General features: G+C 40.1%; 20 protein-coding genes. 15 read left to right on the top strand and 5 right to left on the bottom strand.

The window, feature by feature from the left end:
* The first annotated feature begins 7 nt into the window (after window positions 1-7).
* The 4 genes from thrS to C6347_RS16410 all read left to right on the top strand — a co-directional run bounded on the left by thrS (window position 8) and on the right by C6347_RS16410 (window position 4,593).
* Window positions 8-1,930, top strand: a complete 1,923-nt coding sequence (gene thrS, locus C6347_RS16425) for a threonine--tRNA ligase (protein WP_106071929.1) — start codon at window positions 8-10, stop codon at window positions 1,928-1,930.
* Window positions 1,931-2,103: 173 nt separating this feature from the next.
* A complete protein-coding gene (locus C6347_RS16420; protein ID WP_060595794.1) occupies window positions 2,104-2,670 on the top strand; it encodes a hypothetical protein in 567 nt (188 codons plus the stop codon).
* 26 nt (window positions 2,671-2,696) lie between these two features.
* On the top strand, window positions 2,697-3,980 hold the full coding sequence (locus C6347_RS16415; RefSeq protein WP_106071865.1) for a hypothetical protein: 1,284 nt from the start codon (window positions 2,697-2,699) through the stop codon (window positions 3,978-3,980).
* 331 nt (window positions 3,981-4,311) lie between these two features.
* The gene (locus C6347_RS16410; RefSeq protein ID WP_003217864.1) at window positions 4,312-4,593 is read left to right on the top strand and encodes a hypothetical protein; all 282 of its coding nucleotides are present in this window, start codon (window positions 4,312-4,314) and stop codon (window positions 4,591-4,593) included.
* A 54-nt stretch (window positions 4,594-4,647) separates the two neighbouring features.
* On the opposite strand, the gene C6347_RS16405 is transcribed toward C6347_RS16410, so the two are convergent.
* Window positions 4,648-6,156 (bottom strand): AcpB/EbpR/MafR family transcriptional regulator, encoded by a 1,509-nt coding sequence (locus C6347_RS16405; RefSeq protein ID WP_060595796.1) that lies wholly within the window; start codon window positions 6,154-6,156, stop codon window positions 4,648-4,650.
* A 716-nt stretch (window positions 6,157-6,872) separates the two neighbouring features.
* Between C6347_RS16405 and C6347_RS16400 the strand changes: the two genes are divergently transcribed.
* From C6347_RS16400 to C6347_RS16390, 3 genes are read left to right on the top strand one after another with little or no spacing between them, the layout of a single operon-like run.
* Window positions 6,873-13,016, top strand: coding sequence for a SpaA isopeptide-forming pilin-related protein (locus C6347_RS16400; protein WP_106071864.1), 6,144 nt, complete (start codon window positions 6,873-6,875; stop codon window positions 13,014-13,016).
* A gap of 21 nt (window positions 13,017-13,037) precedes the next feature.
* Window positions 13,038-13,640, top strand: a complete 603-nt coding sequence (locus C6347_RS16395) for a class D sortase (protein ID WP_060595823.1) — start codon at window positions 13,038-13,040, stop codon at window positions 13,638-13,640.
* On the top strand, window positions 13,633-13,959 hold the full coding sequence (locus C6347_RS16390) for a hypothetical protein (RefSeq protein WP_060595798.1): 327 nt from the start codon (window positions 13,633-13,635) through the stop codon (window positions 13,957-13,959). The genes C6347_RS16395 and C6347_RS16390 overlap by 8 nt, the downstream gene beginning before the upstream one ends.
* Before the next feature lie 53 nt (window positions 13,960-14,012).
* On the opposite strand, the gene C6347_RS16385 is transcribed toward C6347_RS16390, so the two are convergent.
* The 3 genes from C6347_RS16385 to C6347_RS16375 all read right to left on the bottom strand — a co-directional run bounded on the left by C6347_RS16385 (window position 14,013) and on the right by C6347_RS16375 (window position 15,324).
* Complete coding sequence (locus C6347_RS16385; RefSeq protein WP_003217878.1) at window positions 14,013-14,327, bottom strand: DMT family transporter; 315 nt, start codon at window positions 14,325-14,327, stop codon at window positions 14,013-14,015.
* A complete protein-coding gene (locus C6347_RS16380) occupies window positions 14,328-14,672 on the bottom strand; it encodes a DMT family transporter (RefSeq protein WP_017358819.1) in 345 nt (114 codons plus the stop codon).
* 73 nt (window positions 14,673-14,745) lie between these two features.
* Window positions 14,746-15,324: a TetR/AcrR family transcriptional regulator gene (locus C6347_RS16375; protein WP_060595824.1), complete on the bottom strand. Its 579-nt coding sequence runs from the start codon at window positions 15,322-15,324 to the stop codon at window positions 14,746-14,748.
* A 173-nt stretch (window positions 15,325-15,497) separates the two neighbouring features.
* On the opposite strand from C6347_RS16375, the gene C6347_RS16370 reads away from it, so the two are divergent.
* The 4 genes from C6347_RS16370 to C6347_RS16355 all read left to right on the top strand — a co-directional run bounded on the left by C6347_RS16370 (window position 15,498) and on the right by C6347_RS16355 (window position 18,481).
* Entirely contained in the window at window positions 15,498-16,046 is a 549-nt protein-coding gene (locus C6347_RS16370) for a VanZ family protein (RefSeq protein WP_034665053.1), read from the top strand.
* Window positions 16,043-16,507, top strand: a complete 465-nt coding sequence (locus C6347_RS16365; protein WP_060595799.1) for a DUF6884 domain-containing protein — start codon at window positions 16,043-16,045, stop codon at window positions 16,505-16,507. The genes C6347_RS16370 and C6347_RS16365 overlap by 4 nt, the downstream gene beginning before the upstream one ends.
* A gap of 151 nt (window positions 16,508-16,658) precedes the next feature.
* Window positions 16,659-17,288: a rhamnogalacturonan acetylesterase gene (locus C6347_RS16360; protein ID WP_034665049.1), complete on the top strand. Its 630-nt coding sequence runs from the start codon at window positions 16,659-16,661 to the stop codon at window positions 17,286-17,288.
* A 152-nt stretch (window positions 17,289-17,440) separates the two neighbouring features.
* The gene (locus tag C6347_RS16355) at window positions 17,441-18,481 is read left to right on the top strand and encodes an NAD(P)/FAD-dependent oxidoreductase (RefSeq protein ID WP_060595800.1); all 1,041 of its coding nucleotides are present in this window, start codon (window positions 17,441-17,443) and stop codon (window positions 18,479-18,481) included.
* A 59-nt stretch (window positions 18,482-18,540) separates the two neighbouring features.
* Here the strand turns inward: C6347_RS16355 and C6347_RS16350 are convergent, their stop codons facing one another.
* Window positions 18,541-18,651, bottom strand: a complete 111-nt coding sequence (locus C6347_RS16350) for a YnfA family protein (RefSeq protein ID WP_106037171.1) — start codon at window positions 18,649-18,651, stop codon at window positions 18,541-18,543.
* A gap of 15 nt (window positions 18,652-18,666) precedes the next feature.
* Here C6347_RS16350 and C6347_RS16345 point away from each other — a divergent pair, with 15 nt between their 5' ends.
* The 4 genes from C6347_RS16345 (at window position 18,667) to C6347_RS16330 (ending at window position 21,102) form a co-directional block, all read left to right on the top strand.
* On the top strand, window positions 18,667-19,170 hold the full coding sequence (locus tag C6347_RS16345; protein ID WP_106048693.1) for a hypothetical protein: 504 nt from the start codon (window positions 18,667-18,669) through the stop codon (window positions 19,168-19,170).
* 78 nt (window positions 19,171-19,248) lie between these two features.
* Window positions 19,249-20,256, top strand: coding sequence for a zinc-binding alcohol dehydrogenase family protein (locus C6347_RS16340; RefSeq protein ID WP_060595802.1), 1,008 nt, complete (start codon window positions 19,249-19,251; stop codon window positions 20,254-20,256).
* A gap of 15 nt (window positions 20,257-20,271) precedes the next feature.
* A complete protein-coding gene (locus tag C6347_RS16335; RefSeq protein ID WP_066031148.1) occupies window positions 20,272-20,799 on the top strand; it encodes a YfiT family bacillithiol transferase in 528 nt (175 codons plus the stop codon).
* A 12-nt stretch (window positions 20,800-20,811) separates the two neighbouring features.
* Entirely contained in the window at window positions 20,812-21,102 is a 291-nt protein-coding gene (locus C6347_RS16330; protein ID WP_060595804.1) for a hypothetical protein, read from the top strand.
* The last annotated feature ends 16 nt before the right edge of the window (window positions 21,103-21,118 follow it).

Here is a 21,118-nt window from a genome sequence, read left to right as displayed (position 1 = left end):
GTCAGTCATGAAAGAAAACATGGTGAAGATTCAATTTCCAGATGGAAAGATAAAGGAGTTTTCTGCAGGTACGACTGTCGCAGGTGTTGCCTCCCATATTAGCCCGAGTTTAAGGAAAAAAGCAGTGGCAGGAAAGATCAATGATCAATTGGTCGATTTAAGTCACCAGCTGGACAGCGATGCTGGGCTGTCTATTGTCACACTCGATTCAAAAGAAGGGCTTGAAGTGCTGCGCCATACATCTGCACACGTATTAGCCCAAGCGGTGAAAAGGTTATATGACAATGTCACACTTGGAATCGGACCTGTCATCGAAAATGGATTTTACTATGATATGAAGCTAAATCAAACATTAAGCGTAGAGGATTTGGCAGAGATTGAAAAAGAGATGGAAAAGATCATAAACGAGAATCATCTCATCCAAAGAAAGGAGGTCTCTTACAAAGAAGCTGAATCGTTGTTTGCACATGATCCATATAAGCTGGATATTTTAAAACGACTCCCATCTGAAGAAGCCATCACAGTGTATCAGCAGGGTGAATTTATCGACTTATGCCGCGGGCCTCATTTACCTTCTACTGGGTTCGTAAAGTCATTTAAACTAACACGTGTTGCAGGTGCTTATTGGCGGGGTGACAGTCATCAAGATGTATTGCAGCGAGTGTATGGTGTAGCGTTTCAACATCCAAAATATCTAGCTGAGTATCTTCATTTCATGGAAGAAGCAAACAAGCGTGATCACCGGAAATTAGGGAAACAATTATCTCTGTTCATGTTTTCGGAAGAAGCGCCAGGTATGCCGTTTTATTTACCAAAAGGTCAGCTTGTCAAAAATGAATTAATGGCTTTTTCTAGAGAAGTGCGAGGCAAAGCGCAATATGAAGAAGTGAGCACACCGTTTATGATGAACCAAGAGCTTTGGGAAAAGTCGGGACATTGGGATCATTATCATGAAAATATGTATTTCTCAGAAGTAGACCATACAAGCTTTGCTTTAAAGCCTATGAATTGTCCAGGACATATGCTCATGTTTAAAAACAGCTTATTTTCATACAGAGACCTTCCGATCAGGATGGCTGAGTTTGGTCAGGTGCATCGTCATGAATTTAGCGGAGCATTAAATGGATTGTTCAGGGTCAGAACATTTTGCCAAGATGATGCCCATATTTTTTTGAGAGAAGATCAAATTGAAGCTGAAATCAAACGGATTTTCCAATTAGTTGATCATGTGTATCGGACATTTGGGTTTGAGTACTCTGTGGAACTATCCACTCGTCCTGAAAAAGCGTTAGGCGATGATGCCATTTGGGATATCTCTGAATCAGCGCTAAAGAATGTGCTTGATCGGCTAAAAGTCGATTATCAGCTAAATGAAGGAGATGGGGCATTTTATGGCCCGAAAATCGATTTTCATATAAAAGATGCCTTGCAGCGGAGCCATCAGTGCGCCACAATTCAGTTAGATTTTCAAATGCCTGAGAAATTTGATTTAACATATATCAATGAAAAGAATGAAAAGGTACGGCCAGTTGTCATTCATAGTGCCATTTTCGGTTCTCTGGATCGTTTCCTTGGCATTCTCATCGAGCATTTTGCAGGCGCCTTCCCGTTATGGCTGGCACCAGTACAAGTACAAATCATCCCTGTCTCAACGGTTCACCTTGATCACTGCCTTGAGGTGCAGCAGCAATTAAGAAAGATCGGAATAAGAGTGACAATCGATGAACGGGATGAAAAACTCGGCTATAAAATGAGAGAAGCACAAATGCAAAAAATCCCTTATATCGCTGTCATTGGCGATACAGAAATGGAAGAAAAAACACTGAACATCAGACAGCATGGAGAAAAGACATCTAGACAGCTGTCTGTTGATGACTTTAAACACCTGGCAGCCCACCAAATAAAAGATAGAACAGCTGCTCAAATATGATGTGCTGATTTCATGAAGAAAGATAAGACGTTCATTGAATGATGGGCGTCTTTTCATTTGCGAAAAAAGCCGAATTGACAGTAGAAAGGGAAAATATTGAAACATTTTTTCGGTAAAATCGTAATAAAGATAGAGCGTTCAACAGAAACATTTAAAACGGAGAGGAGTATTACATGGAACAAGCTGCACTGAAAAAGATGAGGACAAAACAAATAGCTGTCTCTAATTTGATATTCGGACTTATGATCATCGCTTTTTTTATGGTGATTCAAATCTTTAATATCCAACTTACACATTTCTTTTTGTGTTTAGGCATTTTAATGCTTCTCCAAGGCATTATAGGCTTTATCAAAAAAGGAAAAACAAAGTTTTTCATACCTATTTTTGAGCAGGTAGCTATTTATGAAAAAGAGAAATTAGGAAAAGAGTGGGAGAAAGAAAAATTTTTAGAGAATGTTTGGAAAGTCGTATTGAGTGGCATTATGTTTTTTCAATCATTTAGTTTTCAAAATGTAACGAATCCATTTAGTGACATCGAGCCTGTATTTACCATTTTCTTGTTTTTAATCGTTCTAGCCTCTATCAATATAAGCATGCTTTTTCGCTTTCGAAAAATCGACAGATCGACTGAAGGAGAATTAACAGGCTATACAAAAGAGTCTAACATGATGGGAATTGCTTTAGGGTTATTGATGGCAATCATCATCTCTATCTTTATCGTAATTTTTCTTCTTCCATAAAACATCATTATTTTGAGGTGAAACCATTGAATGCAAAAATTAAACAACTGATCGATCAGACAAAGGCGAAATTTGGCTTAGATCTTTATCATCTAAAAAGACACAGCTTTCATCGTTACGTCAACATGTTTAATGAAACGATTTATACATTCAATATGGAATGGTTCCCCTCTCATGAAACGGAACCTGAGGACGACGATTTAAACCCAGACGGCACAGCCATTATTGAAGTGAATTTGAATACGGGACAGGTGGAAACAATTATTTTTGTCATGGACAAAACCTATGCGCAGCATGGTGTCACATTTAAGAGACCATATCCAGCTCATGTCATTCAATGGATCGAACAAGAAACAGGGTTAATCTATGGTGAGCATTTTCACATGCATCAGAAGGAGAAAGGGGGACTTTTTTTCGAAGAAGCAATAGATGGTGTGAAAGTGACGCCTTCAGGCAGAATTGAGGTGAAATGGGATGAACATGGACAGCTCATGTACTTTACACACCACGGACCATTTTTAGCCAAAACATTACTGAGAGCTGAGGAATATGTGCTTTCTATTGATAAGCTGGAGAACTTAGCCGAGCAGCAAGTGCAGCAGTTTCAATGGCCTTCCTTCGAGCACAATCGAATTCGAACAATTTATGCATTAGAAGAAATCTATGTCAAGAACGATGGAACAGGAACTATACCGTTTGAAATTGGGCGTGAAGAAACACTTTGTATACACATGAATGAGATCATTGAATGGAATGAACCGTTAAACAAAGCCTTTGAAAAAAAGGAAATGAATATCCATGAGGACATTTCAGCTGAACAAGCTTTCTCATTGGAGCCTTCACCGGATACCATCCCGATATCAAAAGAAGAGCAAACTGAGTGTATAAAAGCAGTCCGAACCTTTTTGGCGCAAAAATATTCAAAGGATACAGGAAAGTGGGTTCTGAAAACACTCCATCGTGATCATGGATACATCCATGCGATATTAAAAACGAACGGGCAAGAAGGCAGTGGATTTATGGACAAGATCAAGGTCTTCATTGACGCCAGCTCGTTTGAAGCCGTTAATTACATAGATAAAAAAGAAATGTTTCAAGTGTGCGGGATACTGAGTCCCTCTCAATCGGCAAGTGAAATTACTGTATCTCAGAAAGAAGCCTTTGAAAAATTGAGAGAACGTCTTGAACTGACACCTATCTACGTCTATGACGAAGTGCAAAAACAATATGTTCTATGCGGAAAGCTCGATTGCCATGATGGTATTGATGCAGAGAGCGGCGAAGTGTTTTCTTTGAAAGACCTCTCATAATGTCTGAAAGAACAGTGAGGAGCTGTTCTTTTTTGTCTCATTGCACCAATTTTTTGAAGAAATTTGGAATTTTGTAGCAGGAAGTTGTCGTTTCATCACGAAAGAAACAGATAAGAATATGATCATAGGTCCATCGGTTGGAATATAGTAGACGTCATACATATGAAACACTCATGACAGTAAACATGATCTACAATGCTTTTTGAAGAAAAATGAAATCGTGTCTCTAGTAGTATACGACATTTGGTGGACTGACATCTTAGGATGACTTTGAATATGTTTGTTTTAGGTAAGCTTGAAGCCATGATAGAAGAAAGTGAGGATATCTACCTTGAGTACATTGGAAGTGTTTCGTCAGTTTTTGGTTGACCATTATCCTGCGTTACAAGATGAACTTTGGCTGAAAGATGTTGATACCCTTCGAATTTCTCCTATTCTTCATCCTTTTCTGAAAAGCAAGCTGCCAGAGGGGATCGAAAAATTCACTTGTGTACTATTCACGCAGCAGACAGATCAAACCGCTGCACCGCTCAAAGTATACCTTCTATTAGATGAATATGAGCAATCACTTTACGCCATTGATTTGATGAATGAACAAATCGTGCTTCATTAATACAGAAGCAAAAAGCTGCTTGAGAAGCTCTCAAGCAGCTTTTTTTGATGAAGATTAGTCGATCATATCAACCAATCTTCGGTTCAAGTTGTCCAATTCTTTCTTTGTTGGAAAAGAGCTGATCAGCAGTGTATATCGTCCAAATTGAATAGGGAGCTCGGTATCGGTCACGATCATATCAATCCCAAGTTGATCCATCGTTACATCATTTAATGTATTTTCTGGACTTGTAAAAGTGTGAATGAGAGGAGGCACGCTTAATTTAATTAAATCTGCTATAAACAAACTATGATAATAGCCTAATGTTGAAATAACAAATATGTTCAACACGTTTCTTCGCTCCATTTCAAATTGAACAAGCCCTCTCCAGGTAGACGTAATGATACGGATCAATTCCCGTTCATTTTTCACAAAAGAAGCGAGTATATCGTCTGTTTTTAACTCTTGGATGATATGAGTAATCCTCGAATAGAAGTAAGGAAGCTGCTCTTTCACCTCTGATAAATAACTCGATTTCTTTTTGAAAAGGAATCCATCTCTCACGGTAATTTCCTTAGAATACACATAATATTGGAGAAGAATCAGTGTCATCACCTTGCGATTAGCCACCTCTTGATGATAAATCAACTCCAATTGATTGATAAATGAATGAATGGCTTCAAAGAGGTGTGGTGTATGCGATTGAAAGAACGTCAACTTTTCTTCGACAGATTCAATTGATTTAAAGTGGCCAATAGCTGGTTCGATCAATAGTAAAAAGACAAATTCGTGATGATCCAGTGTAATACCAAAAATGTCCTTTGTCATTTGGCAAATATGCTCTTCCCAGTTTTTGATTTGATTATAGATACCTTTGGCTGTAGAGGTCTGTTTTTCTTCATTCATCGAGTACGTATAATTGCGTCGTATGGTAAAATTTTTCCTCACTCGGTGAATGGAAACACCGAGCCACAGGCAGTATTTATCTATAGCCACATCTGGTACATTGACTTCGAGCACCTGAAATAGCTCTTGTAATAAATCAACTGCGTCTTGCTTTTGAATATCATCGAATGGCCAAAGCCGGCTTCCATACACTTCAAACAAAAACTCAACAAAGAATTGACGAATCTCCTTCTCATTCCCATGGAACTGCATACTATCTGGGCGTAACTCGATGTCATAGGATGTAAGGATCGAATTGATTTTATGAATGGTGTTATACAATGTGGATCTACTAATATTAAGCGTGTCCATCCATTCATAGAAAGACCTGTTTTGTTCGAAAAAAATGCCGTCAATCAATCGAATTTCAATCGTATCTTTTAAAATTTCTTTGATATAGTAGTCTACTCGTATCGTCTGTGTATAACAAATGGATATGCCTTGTCTTGGCTTTATGTGGATTAACGGCTCTCCATTCTCTGTTTTGAACGATTTCATTTGTTCTAAATCGCTTTGAATGGCACGAACCGAACCGATATGTTCATTCGATATTTCTTGAAGGCTCCACCACTTATTTTTGGATACAAGCAGTTTTAAAATTTTTATCCATCTCTTTGATTTATTATCAATGAGCTCCATCAAACAACTAACTCCTTCCCTTGGCTTGCCTCTATATTATGAAGTTCACTTAAAGAACATTTGATTCTCAAAATAGGCATGAAATGATTGTAATGTTTAGGCTAAATCGTTTTGTCTTCACTTTTGATGATAAAAGAGAAAAAAATTAGACGAAAACAAATGTTATGCGCTGATTCTCCATATTTTTCTTTTAAAAGGTGATAAGTAAGCCATGAATCCTATAAAAATGGATCATTTTAGATATTTTGTTTATTTTTTTGCTGTTGAAACGGTAAATGTAAGAATAAAACGGAGAAGCTTTTTGATTACCATATGAAAGGGAGTAGAAAGGAATGCGATCTATATGATGCTGAACTGTCTCACCATACATACCATATGATACATGCTTGTTTCATATGAATGAACCATATGTGAATATATGATTATATAAGCATGTAAACATCATTTATTGTTCATTCCAGTATAAATAGAAAATTCACATTTATTTTTTCATGATCCCTCTCACTATTCCCCATTTCTATAGACCCCTATCCAGTTACTATATCCACTACTCATGATTACCTTTCAAGCTCATGATTGATCATCTCATTTTATTCATAGGGTCTTAAGGTGCAATTTTTAGAAAATATTTGATTAGAAACGGAGTGGTTTATCAGACAAGATACAAATGGTTTTTTATCGTTGTTGAAAATTAATTTTAGAAAAGGGTGGATGTATTGAAAAGAATATTGTCATTGGCTCTCATCGCGGTGTTAGTCATACAGTCTAGTATATTAGGAATCTTGCCTCTGGCAGGGGCACAAGCCAAAGAAAGCCAAGAAAACATTTATGGGGATATTGAGTTTGCTGATAGCGAAGGAAACAAGTTATCAAACATGGAAGATCAGCAAATAAGAAAGGCCACTGTCCATTGGTCTATAAAAGGAATTGATCTAAAAAAGCAATATCCGTATGTTCTCTCTCTTCCTTCAGCCATTCAGGTAGAGAAGGAGCAGAATGAACCAATTATTGTCAATGAAGTATCTGTTGGAGAGTATACCGTTTCAAAACAAAATGAAGTGACGGTCATATTTAAAGAAGATGTTGAGCTTGATCCAAATTTAGAAGGAGCAATAGACATCGATGTCACTAGTATATCTGAGCAAAAAGAGAAAACAAAGCAAAACGAGCGTAAAGAAAGCCTTCCAAAAGATGACACAACCTCAACTGAGAAAGACAAAGCAGCTAAGAATCAAGAAGCCGCTCAAACGAAACAAAGCGATGAGGATGAATTACTAAAAAACAAAGTGAGCATATCTAAGCGTGTAGGGCTGCAAAGTGTTTCAAAACAAATGCTGATACAAGAAAATCTCCTCACTGATGCGAAATTGATATTTGAAGATCAGGAAGGAAATTCAGTTGATAGGCCTGATATCAACTCGCTGATTTCCATTAACTATAAGTGGGCCATCCCGAATGGGCATAGCTATAATGGCGGTGATGAATTCCATTTCAAGGTTCCAGAGGAATTAGTGATTTACGAAAAAATCGATCGTCTCGAGATGAAATTTAATCAAGCAACCATTGGTTATTTTTCTGTAGATGAAAGTGGAAATGCCTCCATCGAATTCACTGATTTTATCAAACAATATTCAAATATCCATGGAACACTTCAAGTGTGGACGCAATTAGATCAAAAAACTGTCATTACTGAAGAAAAAGAAGTGGTCATTACTCCAATTGAAGGCAAAGATACGATATCGATCCCGATTCAATACATTCCAAATGGCCCAAATGTCTCTAAAAAGGGAAAACCCAATCGATCTTACAATGCTGAAACCATTCAATGGACAGTCGATTTTAATATGGACTTAGACGATGTGAAACAAGCGAGACTGTTAGATCCGATTCAAGAAGGTCAAGCGTTAAAAAAAGATTCAATCAAGCTTTACCGTGTTGATACAAAGCTAAATGGTGAAACCTCGCTTGGTCAGCTGCTTGACGAAAACCACTACACAATCGGCCAAACAGCAGATGGTCAAGATTTCACGATTGAATTTAAAGATGACGTGCATCTAGCTTACCGTTTAATGTATGAAACGGACATTACGAATCAAGATCAGTCTGCGTTTCGTAATAAAGCGTCCCTTGTCTCTGCTGATAAAGTGATTAGTTCAGCAGAAGGAACAGTGAATGTGACAAGAGGCAGTCCTTTAAGTAAAAAAGCCGCCCACTACGACCCAGTCACACAAATAATTACGTGGGAAATTCGTTATAACTATAACGAAAAAACAATTGCTAAAAAGGATGCTTTGTTAGAAGACTTCTTTAATGGCACACAGGCGCTGATATCCGATTCATTTCAAGTCAAGGAAGTCACAATTGATCAGGATGGCAAAGAATCAGGAACAAAAGCGTTTGGAAATTATGTGGTTCAACCTCAAAAAAAGGATGAACAGAACGGGTTTACCTTGCAATTCAGTCAAGATATTCAATCGGCTTATCTCATCACATATCAAACAAAAGCAACCGAGCGGATTTTTGAAGCTGAAGAGATTATCAATACTGTAACAGCTGGCAAAGAGAGCAAACAAGGGAAGCAAAGAATTGACCAACAAATCCTAACGAAAAATCATGGAACACCGAATTACAAAAACAAGACCATTCCATGGCGTATCATCTTCAACAAAGATCAACAAACCATGAACAACCTGATATTAAAAGATACGTTTACAAACGAAGGATTGACGCTGCAAAAAGATAGTTTAAAAGTGACGACAGGAAATACAGTGCTTGAAGAAGGCACAGATTATCAAATAGTTGAACATGCAAATGGATTTGATATTCAATTTACGAAAGAAATAAAGACAGAACATGTAGTCACATATACAACGTCTTTTGATTATGAAAAAAGAGCAGATAAAGATCAAAAGAACTTGCGTAATCATGTAAAGCTTGAATGGGTAAATGAAGATGGCAAGAAATTGACGAAGGAAAATCAGTCTGTCTTCACGCCTGACACATATACGCAGTCAAATGGGTTCAAGAACGGAACATATGATGCAAAGAAAAAAGAGATCACCTGGAATATCGGTGTGAACTATAACTTGAAACATTTAGAAGAGGCGAAAATCGAGGATTTCATTCAAGGAAATCAGCGTTTGCTTAAAGATTCAATCACCATCTACTCGCTTGATTTACATGGCGGGGAAAATGGAGCAGAAGAAAAAGAGGTATTAGCGAAAGAACATTATGACATCAAATTCCTTGAAAATGAAAAGGGAGAATCAGGCTTCGAAGTCATTTTCAAAAATGCCATTGATTCCCCATACAAAATCACGTATCAAACGAGTGTTGAAGGAATGGATTTAGTACAGAAAACCTACGAAAATAAAGCGACCCTTTATGATCGAAAGACGAAAGAATCAGACGTGAACGCTGTAGTGTCCATTCCAAATGGAGGGAAATACACGAGCAAATCAGGAAATCAGCAAGGGAAAGTTATTGATTGGAAACTGAATATCAATTTTGGTCAATCAACAGTCCAAGATGCGACGATTATAGACCATCCGAGCAGTAACCAAGCCATAATAGAAAACTCATTTCATCTCTATTCGACGACAATAGATGAAAAGGGGCAAGTGACCAAAAAGGAAGAGCTGGAAAAAGGGAAGGATTATGAGCTAGACCTTGAATTCGATCCAGACTCTTTTCAAATCAAATTTAAAGAAGACATCACCAGACCATATATTTTAGAATATCAATCTCTCATTTTAGATAAGGTGGGAAGTACACTTCAAAACGAAGTAACGTTTAGAGGTGAAAATGTAAAAGAAATAAAAAAGGAATCCGAAGCCTCAATTGTGGTAAAACGCACCGCTGGCATGGGAGATGGCACGGGAGCGATTGGCGCTTTAACCATTAAAAAGGTAGATGCGAGTAGTGGAAAAGTGCTAAAAGGAGCAAGCTTTTCTCTGACAGATGCTGCGAGCGGTATCGTCATTGGAACAAAGGCAACAGATGAAGAAGGAGCTCTTCGATTTGATCGTCTCTTGTATGGTGACTATATAGTGACAGAGGTGAAAGCACCTGATGGTTATATGAAGACCAAAGAACCGATCCATGTAACGATTGATCAGCCTTACGAATCAGGAGATCAAGCGAAAACAGGAAATAGCATGACGGTGCAGAACCAAGAAATCCGCCAGCATGTCAAGTTAACAAAAAAAGACAAAGAGACGGGTGCAGCATTAGAAAATGCAGAATTTGAACTAAGAAATGAATCTGGAGATACCGTCCAAACCCATTTGAAAACGGATGAAAAAGGAGAAATTCTTTTCAAACATCTTGAGCCAGGTTCCTATTATTTCGTTGAGACAAACGCACCGAAAGGCTATCAATTAAATCAGCAAAAATGGCCGTTCACAATTAAAGAGAATCAAACAGAAACAACGACTGTAACCGCAGTAAATGACATGATAAAAGGCTCTGCAGAATTGAGCAAAATAGGCGAAGGCGGAGAGAGACTAGAAGGTGCACAATTCAAGCTCTTAGATCAAGATGGGCATGAGCTAAATGGTTCGCTTGTCACAGGAGAAAATGGCAAGGTCACGATAAATGAACTAAGACCGGGTACGTATCAGCTCATTGAAACAAAAGCACCTGATGGTTATGTATTAGATGAAACGCCAATCAAATTTGAAGTACCACTCGATCCAAAGGAACCGGTCATCATTTCGAAAAAGAACCTATATGAAACAAGTGCATTAAAAGTGATGAAAGAAGGAGAAGATGGCAAGAAGCTTCAAGGTGTTCGATTTGAAATCATGGATCAAAATGACGAAGTCGTGCGTAAAGATTTGACAACAGATGAAGATGGGAAACTTTTGATCGACAACCTCAAACCGGGCAAATATCAGCTCGTGGAGACAGAGAGTATTGATGGTTACCAAAAGAAAAATAAACCTTATCCTTTTACCATCGAAATCGCACAAAAAACTCAGGCAGAGATCAAAGTAATCAATGATCTTAAAACTGGAGCTGTCCAGCTCACGAAGCTCGGTGAAAAGAATGATGTGCTTAAAGGAGCAGAATTCAAGCTTTTAGATGCAAATGGAAAAGAGATTGAAACGGGTCTCGTCTCAGATCAGAACGGGCAGATCACAATCAGCGATCTGAAACCTGGAACCTATCAGTTTGTTGAAACGAAGGCTCCATTCGGTCATGAGCTTGACGAAACACCTGTCACTTTTGCTATTCCATTTAACCCTGAGAAGCCGGTCAGTGTGACAAAAGAAAATAGCCGCACTACAGGCGGAGTGCTGCTGCACAAAAAAGGCGAAGATGGGAAATCATTAGAAGGAGTTGTCTTCGACCTATCTGATGCCAAAGGAAAGATAGTGGCAGGAGGAGAAGGGGTTACAACCAATCAGGATGGAAAGATCACCTTCACAGGGCTAAAACCTGGAACCTATCAATTTGTTGAAAGAAAGAGTCTTGAAGGCTATGAATTGAGTACGAAACCAATTGTCTTTCAAGTTGAATTAGGTCAAAAAGAGTTGATTCAAGTGGAGGCCATCAATCAGCTCAAAAAAGGTGCTGTAGAACTAACAAAAATAGGGGAAGAAAAAGAGAGATTGAAAGGCGCAGAATTTACCCTTTTCAATGACGATGGCAAAGAATTGATGTCGGGTTTAACAACAAACGAGAAAGGCATCATCACTGTCAACGATTTGAAACCAGGCGCTTACCAATTGGTTGAAACGAAGGCTCCTTTTGGACACAAACTTGATGCAGAACCAGTAGACTTTAAGATTGAATTCAACCCAAATCAACTGGTGAAAGTGACAAAAGAAAATATTCGGACGACAAGTGCTGTGAAGCTTCAGAAAAAAGGAGAAGATGGTCAGTTGCTCAATGGAGTGACCTTCGATCTGCTTGATGAGCACGATCAACGTATAAAGAAAGACTTAAAGACAGACAAAAACGGTCAACTGACAGTCGATCAACTGAAGCCAGGCACCTATCAATTTGTCGAAACAGCAAGCATTGCCGGCTATGAATTGGATCAGACACCTGTCTCATTTACGATTCGTTTAGGTCAAGACAAACCAGCAAAAGTAGAAATGATCAACAAACTGACGCCGGGAGCAGTGGAACTGACCAAAGTGGATGATGAGGGACATACGCTGGAAAATGCAGAGTTTGTTCTTCTAAGTAAAGAAGGGAAAACGTTGAAGAAATCACTTGTAACGGATCAAAAAGGAAAGCTCCACATCAACCATCTAAAACCGGGAGAATATCAATTCGTTGAAACGAAAGCACCTCACGGCTATCAATTGGATGATCAGCCGATCCTGTTTACAATTGAGAAAAATCAGCAGAAGCCACTTCAATTAACAGCGAAGAATCACTTGATCTTAGGAAGTCTGCATATCATAAAAGTAGATCAGCAGACAGATAGAACCTTAAAAGGTGCAGCCTTTGACATTCGTACAAAAGCCGGGAAAACCATAAAATCTGTGACAACAGGAAAAGACGGAGAAGCCATTGTAAAAGGGCTTAAACCTGGTGAGTATATACTCACAGAGACGAAAGCTCCAAATGGTTATGTAGCTTTAAAGAAGCCGCTCATCTTTACAATTCAAATGGGAGAAGTGGAGATCAAGACAATGATTGTGAAAAATGCACCAGTGAAGAATGAAGAGGAACACACGAATCCTCCAGCCTCATCTAAATGGGATCAACATCCGCCTCATGACTCAAACGGTGAGCTGCCAAAGACTGGAGAAGAATGGCTGCGTTATTTGATGTATGCAGGGATTTTACTAGTAGCTTCTGGAACTGTTCTTCTTGTTGTCAGAAGAAGAACCATTCAGTAAAAGGAAGGAACGAGTTTATTGATGAAAAAAAGAACCTTATTAGGCAGCTTTTTGGTGTTCACAGGGCTGATGCTCATCTCCATTCCTTTTATATATGAGTGGCGAACTTCTCAAGAGACAGCGGCAATGGAACAGGCATTAAAGATGATTGAAGAAAATGACAGTGATGCCCTTTCTTCTATTCCACATTTAACTGTGTCAGAGGAAGACCTACGAGATGTGATGGAGCTAGAGATCCCGTCAATTGATTTAAACGAAAAAGTGCTTCCAGTTACATCAAAAGAAAATTTAGGTATTGCACTGACTCAAATCAAATCTCATCAAATGCCAGGTGAAGGGAATTTCACGATTGCAGGGCATAGAGGGTATAGAGGTGATCGTCTTTTCAGGCAGCTGCCAGAGGTGCCGAAAGGAGAAAAAGTCGTCTTACATCATCAAGCGGAAACATATGAATATAAAATTGTCAGCTCAGCTACGATTGAACCGACGGATGTTGATGTACTAAAGGATCGCGGGAAAAATGAACTGACATTGATCACTTGTACTCTTGATGGTCAGAAACGATTTGTCTTAAAAGGAATACGAGTCAATGCTTCAAAGGGTGAGCAACCGTCGGATGTATAACACCAACATAATAGATGATGGGTACGATGGAAAAGCAGCGCTCACGACCGACATGTTACACCAATTGTTATCAGAGCATTATCCAACATTAAAAAACGAACTTTGGGATGTTGATGTAGATACAATTCGGACTTCGCCTATTCTTCATCCTATATTAAAAAGAAAGCTTCCAATTGGTATCGAAAAATTCACCTGTGTTTTGTTCACGCAGCAAACAGCAGCTTTTGGAGAGCCTTTGATTGTGTACTTTTTATTAGATGAAAAAGGCGAATCGATTTACGCAATGGATCTCTTGCTCGAGCAGCATGATCCACATTAAACGAGAAATAAAAAAGGAAGGGGCTTTGACTCCCTTCCTTTTTTGTCATTCAATTATGCAAACAACTTCAGCCCGACCACACCAATCACGATCAGCAGCAAGCTGAGTATACGAATCATGTTTTTCGGCTCTTTAAATAGAATCATATTAAACAAGACAGAGCCCGCCGTTCCAAGTCCAATCCAGACCGTATAGGCAACGGATACTTGAACGGAAGAGAACGAGGCGTATAAAAACAAAAAGGATAAGGCGAATCCGCCAACAAATAAAATGCCTGTCGTGATTTGCTTTTTCTTACTAAACATATTGAGGCCAATGGTTCCGCCAATTTCACAGGCAGAGGCTAACAGTACAAAAAACCAGCCCATTTATACCGCTTCTCCTTTCTGCTCATGTGCATCCCCATCAGACACTTTCAGTCCAATAATTCCGAGAATTAAAATGCCCATAAATAAGAGCTTTTCTAATGAAAATGAACCGCCAAACAGCGCATAATCCATCAAAGACGTACCAATCGTTCCAACTCCGGCAAACACGGCGTACACGGTCCCTGTCGGCAGCTTCTCGCAGGCTTTCATTAAAAAGTAAAAATCAACTGGGATCAGGCATATAATGATCGCCCACTCCCACACAGCATCAGCTTTATTTAAACCAAACACCCAAAGTAATTCGAATAAACAAGTGAGTGCGACATACATCCAGCTTTTTTTCATCCTATTTCCTCCTAAAACTGACGATTCGTCATTTTGAAACCAAAAAAGAGCGTACAGCAAGTGCTGTACTAAGTTAAGGTGTCTCTATGCCAAGTGCGTAAAGAAGAAATTGCTTCACCTCTCGCTTTTGAATCAGAACCTCTTCTGTATCTGTTTCTGTAAATAAGTACATTTGCTCAGCAGACGATTCAAGTAAACCGATAATGAATTTGGCTGCATATTGACAGTTCAAATTCGCACGGACTCTTTTGTCCTGCTTTGCTTTTTCTAAAAAAGCAGCGACCCATTTGTAAATCGGCTCATAAATATCTTCCCATTCCTTTAAATGCTCCGTGGCAGCTAAACCTGAGTAGGTCAGAGCAAGGACATCACGGTATTGTCTTGTAAAAGAGAAGATGAATTCAACAAGCGCATCTGCTTGATCGAGGACATCCGCATGCTGAGTTAATTCCTTTTCAATAGCGGGGACCATCTGTGAGATCAGATATTCTGCGATAGCAGGCATGACAGACAGCTTTGAAGGAAAATATAAATAATACGTCCCTTGCGCCACTCCTGCTGCTTTCACAATATCCGATATGGTCGTCTTTTCAATTCCTTTTTCTTTAAACGCGTCAATGGCAGCAAGCATAATCTTTTCTCGTTTCGACACATCTTCACCGACCTTAAATGACTGAATGTCAGTCAGTTTAGCTGAAAAATGACGATTTGTCAATATGGTATTCTCGTCATTGAATATGAGAATAAGTGATGAATAGATGCGGGCAGGCCTGAATAAGCTGTAAATATGGTCAAGCATCATGTGAGAAAGGGGCAGCTCTCCGTATGACATCCAGTGCTATAGTTTCCATTGCTTATTTTCTCCTGCTCGTCCCGCTCTATCTACATATGAGATACAGACAGGCGAAAAAGCAAAAACGATTTATCTATTTACGTACAGAATTAGTTCTTGCCTGTCTATTTATTTATACGAATGTTTTATTATATTTGACGGTCTTTCCAAATCGTTTTTCCGCACCAAGGGATCAGGTGAGTGTCAACCTCATGCCTTTGCAGTCCATTTATCAAAATCTTCACGCCTACCATCACGGCTATCCCAATCTTGTTTTTTTAAATCTGGCAGGGAACATTTTGTTATTTGTGCCACTTGGTTTTTTTCTATATCAAGCATTTCGTACCATGCGCTGGCAAAAGGCGATTCTTGCTGGCTTTTTCTTGTCAACAATGATTGAAGTGCTTCAATGGATGTTCTCGCAATCTGGTATCATTACAAGAAGCAGCGATATTGATGATATCCTCTTAAATACACTTGGCACAGCGCTAGGTTGTATCTTGTATCGGATGTATCGACGAAGGAAGGAGAAAATCAAGTGAAGCGAGTTTGTATCATTCCATGTGGGGCTAAGAAAATTTGGGACGTCCATCCAGAGGCAGGGAGCCAGCCGGCGAATCTTGTTTATTTAAGTCCGCTGCATCAGTGCACGAAAAGCTATGCCCAAACGTTCTTTTCAGACTGGCTGATCTTATCAGCGAAGCATGGATTCTTAAAGGCAGATGAGATCATTCATGAAAATTATGATGTGGCTTTTGGTACACCGCATGCTGATCAAATGACACGAGAAGCACTAAGGCAACAATTTCATGAAAAACATCTCACTGCATATGATGAACTAGTGATTCTAGGTGGAAAGAAATATCGAAAGGTGATCGATCCTTTGTTACTTCCTCATCAAACAGCGATTTATCCGCTGGCTCCATATAAAGGAATTGGCTACATGCTTCAGGCGTTAAAGCAAGCCGTTGAGACAAAAGTAGAACTTCCGCCGCATATTTAAACCATTCACATCTACTGGTAGGCAGGGTTTTGATCATCAAAAAGAGAATGAATGAAGTAGCGATGCTGATTGTTTCATATCTTTTCAGCAGCCACTAGGATGTCCGCATCGCTTAGAAGAGGTGGCTATTTGAAAAAGGGGGCGTATGAACATGACAACCATCTATTTAGCTGGTGATTCAACCGTTTCATCTTACCCAGACCGTCCTGTTCAAGGAGGATGGGGAGAGTTTTTACATCGCTATACAGCGCAAGGCGTGAGCGTCGAAAACCGTGCAATCGGTGGAAGAAGCTCAAAAACATTCATTGAAGAAGGACGGCTTGATGACATATTGGCTGACATTCAGCCAGGGGATTGGCTGTTCACACAAATGGGGCACAATGATGCTTCAACGGAGAAGCCCGAGCGGCATACAGATCCTTTCACTACGTATAAAAGCTATTTGTCTCAATATATTCATGGAGCAAGAGCGAAAGGAGCAACACCGCTTTTATTAACGCCAGTCGGCCGCTTTCATGAAAAAGACGGTGAATATATCAATGATTTCCCTGATTACTGTGCCGCTATGAAAGAACTAGCCGATGAAGAAGAGGTCCTGCTCGTTGATTTGAATACGGCAAGCCTTCAGTTTTATCAAATTTCCGGCATAGAGAAAACGACCTCTTACTTTATGCTGTCAACAGGCATAGAGGATCGCACGCACTTTACAAAAGAAGGAGCAGATGCGATCGCACGACTTGTTTCGCTTGAATTAAAAGACCTTGGATTAACGATTGTGTGATGGATGACAGGACGAGTAAACGCTCGTCCTGTTCTTTTTTGCAGAAAGCTATTGATTCCTTTCACCAGAGTAGACTACAATAGATACATATGATAATGAGAATCAATATCACTGACAAATAGATCAATCGATGAAAAACTGGAGGGACTCAAATGACAGAGCAGCTTGAATTGTTTGACGTCACCATTATTGGCGGCGGTCCAGCAGGAATGTACACCGCCTTTTATAGTGGGATGCGAGACTTAAAGACCAAGGTACTTGAATACAACGAAAGCCTTGGTGGAAAAATCCTTCTGTATCCTGAAAAAGTCATTTGGGATGTAGGGGGTTTGCCGCCAACAAGAGGAGAACAGCTGATTCAGCAGCTGGAAACGCAGGCGAAAACATTTGAACCAGAGATTGCACTGAATCAGAAAATCACGTCTTTTGAACGAGATGAACATCATCACATCTTGCTGACGGCTGAAAATGGTGATCGCCATTTGACGAAGACCCTCATTTTAGCGATGGGCCACGGCATTCCTGTCCAGCGGAAACTTGAAATCGAGCATGCAGACCGCTATGAAGTGACAAACCTTTATTACACAGTGCAGGAGCTTAAGACATTTGCAGGAAAGCGGGTTGTTATCTCTGGAGGCGGCGACTCAGCGGTTGACTGGGCAAATGCGCTTGTTCCGATTGCTGAAAGTGTGACCGTCGTGCATCGCCGTGACATGTTTGGCGGACATGAGAAAAACGTCGCCAACATGAAGGCATCTTGCACACGAATTTTAACCCCGCATGAACTGACAGAACTTCATGGTCAAGGCGATAAAATTGATGCTGTCACCATCCAAAACATAGAGACAGGTGAAATCGAACGAATGGAAACAGACGCTGTCATCGTCAATCACGGCATGAAAGGTGATTTAAGTGTATTATCAGAATGGGGACTCAAGCAAGGTGAATGGGGACTGATCGAGGTCAATGAAAAAATGGAAACCAATTTACCGGGTGTCTATGCGGTAGGTGATTTATGTACACATAAAAGCAAGGTCCGCTTAATAGCTGGGACATTTGTTGACGGAGTCAATGCGCTCAATAGCGCAAAGCTTTATATCGAACCAGAAGCCGAAAAAGTGGCGTACGTGTCCTCACATAATGAACGCTTTAAAGAGAAAAACAAAGAATTGCAAACGGCTGGAGCTCGTTAAATCATTCAAATCACATCATAAAAGTGCTGCCCGCATGTGGCAGCACTTTTTATGTGGGACTATGAACTGCGGGGCGCAAATAACATCACACTGACCCCGGCTAAATAGATCAAAGCACCTATCCAGTCGTAAGAAAAAGGGAACTTTTTGGCAAATGAGACGTAGTACATATGGAGGTGAAACAGATGAAATCATACATAGAAAAAGAACTATTTCTCTTATCAGTCAGACACGCATGTATTGCATGTTATTTTTTAGTATTTCCGTTTGCTGCACAAGTCCTTTATACCCCATCACCTTTATTGATCGCCCTCATCGCTCTTTTTATGACTCATAACTTAGTAGAATGTATCATTTGGTTTTACAAATCGAGAAAGATCAGGAAGCACCAGTCTGGTGATCTATCGAAACGAGGACATGTCTTTACCCAGCTCATGAAAAGGCTGGAACAGCTGATCATGATCGGTTTTGTTGTTTTCTTTATCACTGAATGGATGCAGGGAGCGGCTGATCTCCAAACTCTTTCACTAGCTGTTTTTCTATTGATGATTTTTTTCCTACAGCACATTCAGTTTTATTACGTCCAGCTATTCTTTAAATCCAAAAGCTGGTTCTCCTATGTTCCTTCATTGCAAAAGGCACGTCCTTCTTATATAGCGAGGGAGCGAAAGGTTTTGAAGAGATCCTAAATGTGCAAACTATCCAAAAACATCAGAAAATTATGATAAAATGTGGAAAAGAAGCATGGAGAAAGGGAGTGCGAGCGAGTGAAAGCCGTTGGACTATTGGAGTACTTACCGATTGAGCATGAGCAAAGCCTGATGGATCAGGAAGTAGAAAAGCCTAAAGCAACGGGCAGGGATATACTGGTGAAGGTAGAGGCAGTCTCAGTGAATCCAGTTGATACAAAGGTGAGATCACCGAAGGATCAGAAGGAAGAAGAACTGAAAATTCTTGGCTACGATGCAAGCGGCACGGTTGTTGAAGTCGGTGAAGCGTGTACATTATTTCAGCCTGGTGACCACGTGTACTATGCGGGAGATATCACGCGTCAAGGCTCAAATAGTGAGTATCAGCTTGTGGATGAACGTATTGTGGCGAAAAAGCCTGCCAATCTCTCCTTTGCAGAAGCAGCCGCGATGCCTCTTACGACGATTACGGCATATGAAGCGTTATTTGACCGGATGCATATGAAGCGAAATGCAGAAGGGGCAACACTGCTCATCATCGGTGGTGCAGGCGGGGTAGGTTCTATCGCCATTCAACTAGCCAAATTAGCGAATGCCACTGTGATCGCCACCGCATCAAGACCTGAAACAAAAGAGTGGTGTCTGTCATTAGGTGCCGATCATATCATTGATCATCATGAGCCGCTTCTCGCGCAGCTTCAGGAAAAAGGAATAGGCAAAGTGGATTTTATTTTATGCTTAAATGACACAGATGGACATTTCAAAGGCATGGCAGAAGCCATAAAACCCCAAGGCACGATCTGTACCATTGTCGAGAATCAGCACAATCTAGACATTCAATTACTCAAAAATAAAAGTGCCGCATTTGTATGGGAGTTCATGTTCACACGCCCTATGTACAAAACAGCGGACATGATCAAACAGCATGAGCTTTTAACAGAGGTAGCTGAGTTATTTGAACAGGGAACATTAACGCATACCTTAACAAAGGTTCTCAGTCCGATCAATGCCGCTCATTTGAAGCAGGCGCATCAAACGCTTGAGCAAGGAAAAATGATTGGCAAATTTGTGCTAGAAGGATTTTAAGAGAGGGGAGAGCGTATGACGTCATTACAATATCCGATTGGCTTATATGAACCGGTTGAAGAAAAAACGAAAGAACAGCTTGAGGCATGGATTGATCAGTTGGCTGCGATTCCACAAGAGTATGAAGCGGTGACCTATCAGTTGACAGATGCTCAGCTAGATACACCCTATCGGCCTGGAGGATGGACCGTCCGTCAGCTCATTCATCACGTAGCAGACAGTCATCTGAATGCATACTTACGATTCAAGCTTGCACTCACAGAAGAAACACCGCACATACGTCCATATGATCAGACGGGATTCGCCGAGCTTCCAGACACCAAAGCGCCCATCAGCCTATCACTGCCCTTAATCAGCAGTCTGCATCGCAGGTGGGTTACATTACTTCGAGGGATGTCAGAGGAAGACTTCACTGCGTCCTATTATCACCCAGCCGATCAACAAACGGTGTCCTTATATGATGCAACAGGAATGTACGTCTGGCATTCAAAGCATCACCTTGCCCATATCACGGAATTAATGAAAAAAAATCACTGGAATTAAAGGAGTCATCACATGTCTGGTAGAAGAATTGTCGGCGCCATGTTTATTTGCATGGCGGCATTGTTTTATCTAGCGAAATACGTACTTTTCGAGATTCACTATTCTGGAACGAGTTTCGCTGAGGATGTAAATGAATTCCAACTTCTTGAAGAGGTGCTGCCTGGCGGTACGTGGATCAGCATCCTTTTTCTCATCATCGGTTTAGCCTATCTTTTATGGGATGACAGGGGAGTTATTCAAAAAACGTTTATCCTCTCAGATAAACAAGTAGAAGAAGAAATAAAAAAGACGGACCTCAAGTGACCGTCTTTTTTCCTTT

It is taken from the genome of Bacillus sp. NMTD17 (assembly GCF_002998735.1).
Classification (GTDB): Bacteria; Bacillota; Bacilli; order Bacillales; family Bacillaceae; genus Bacillus.
The sequence above is the reverse complement of the archived record's forward strand: the minus strand, read 5'-3'. Positions and strand labels throughout refer to the sequence as shown.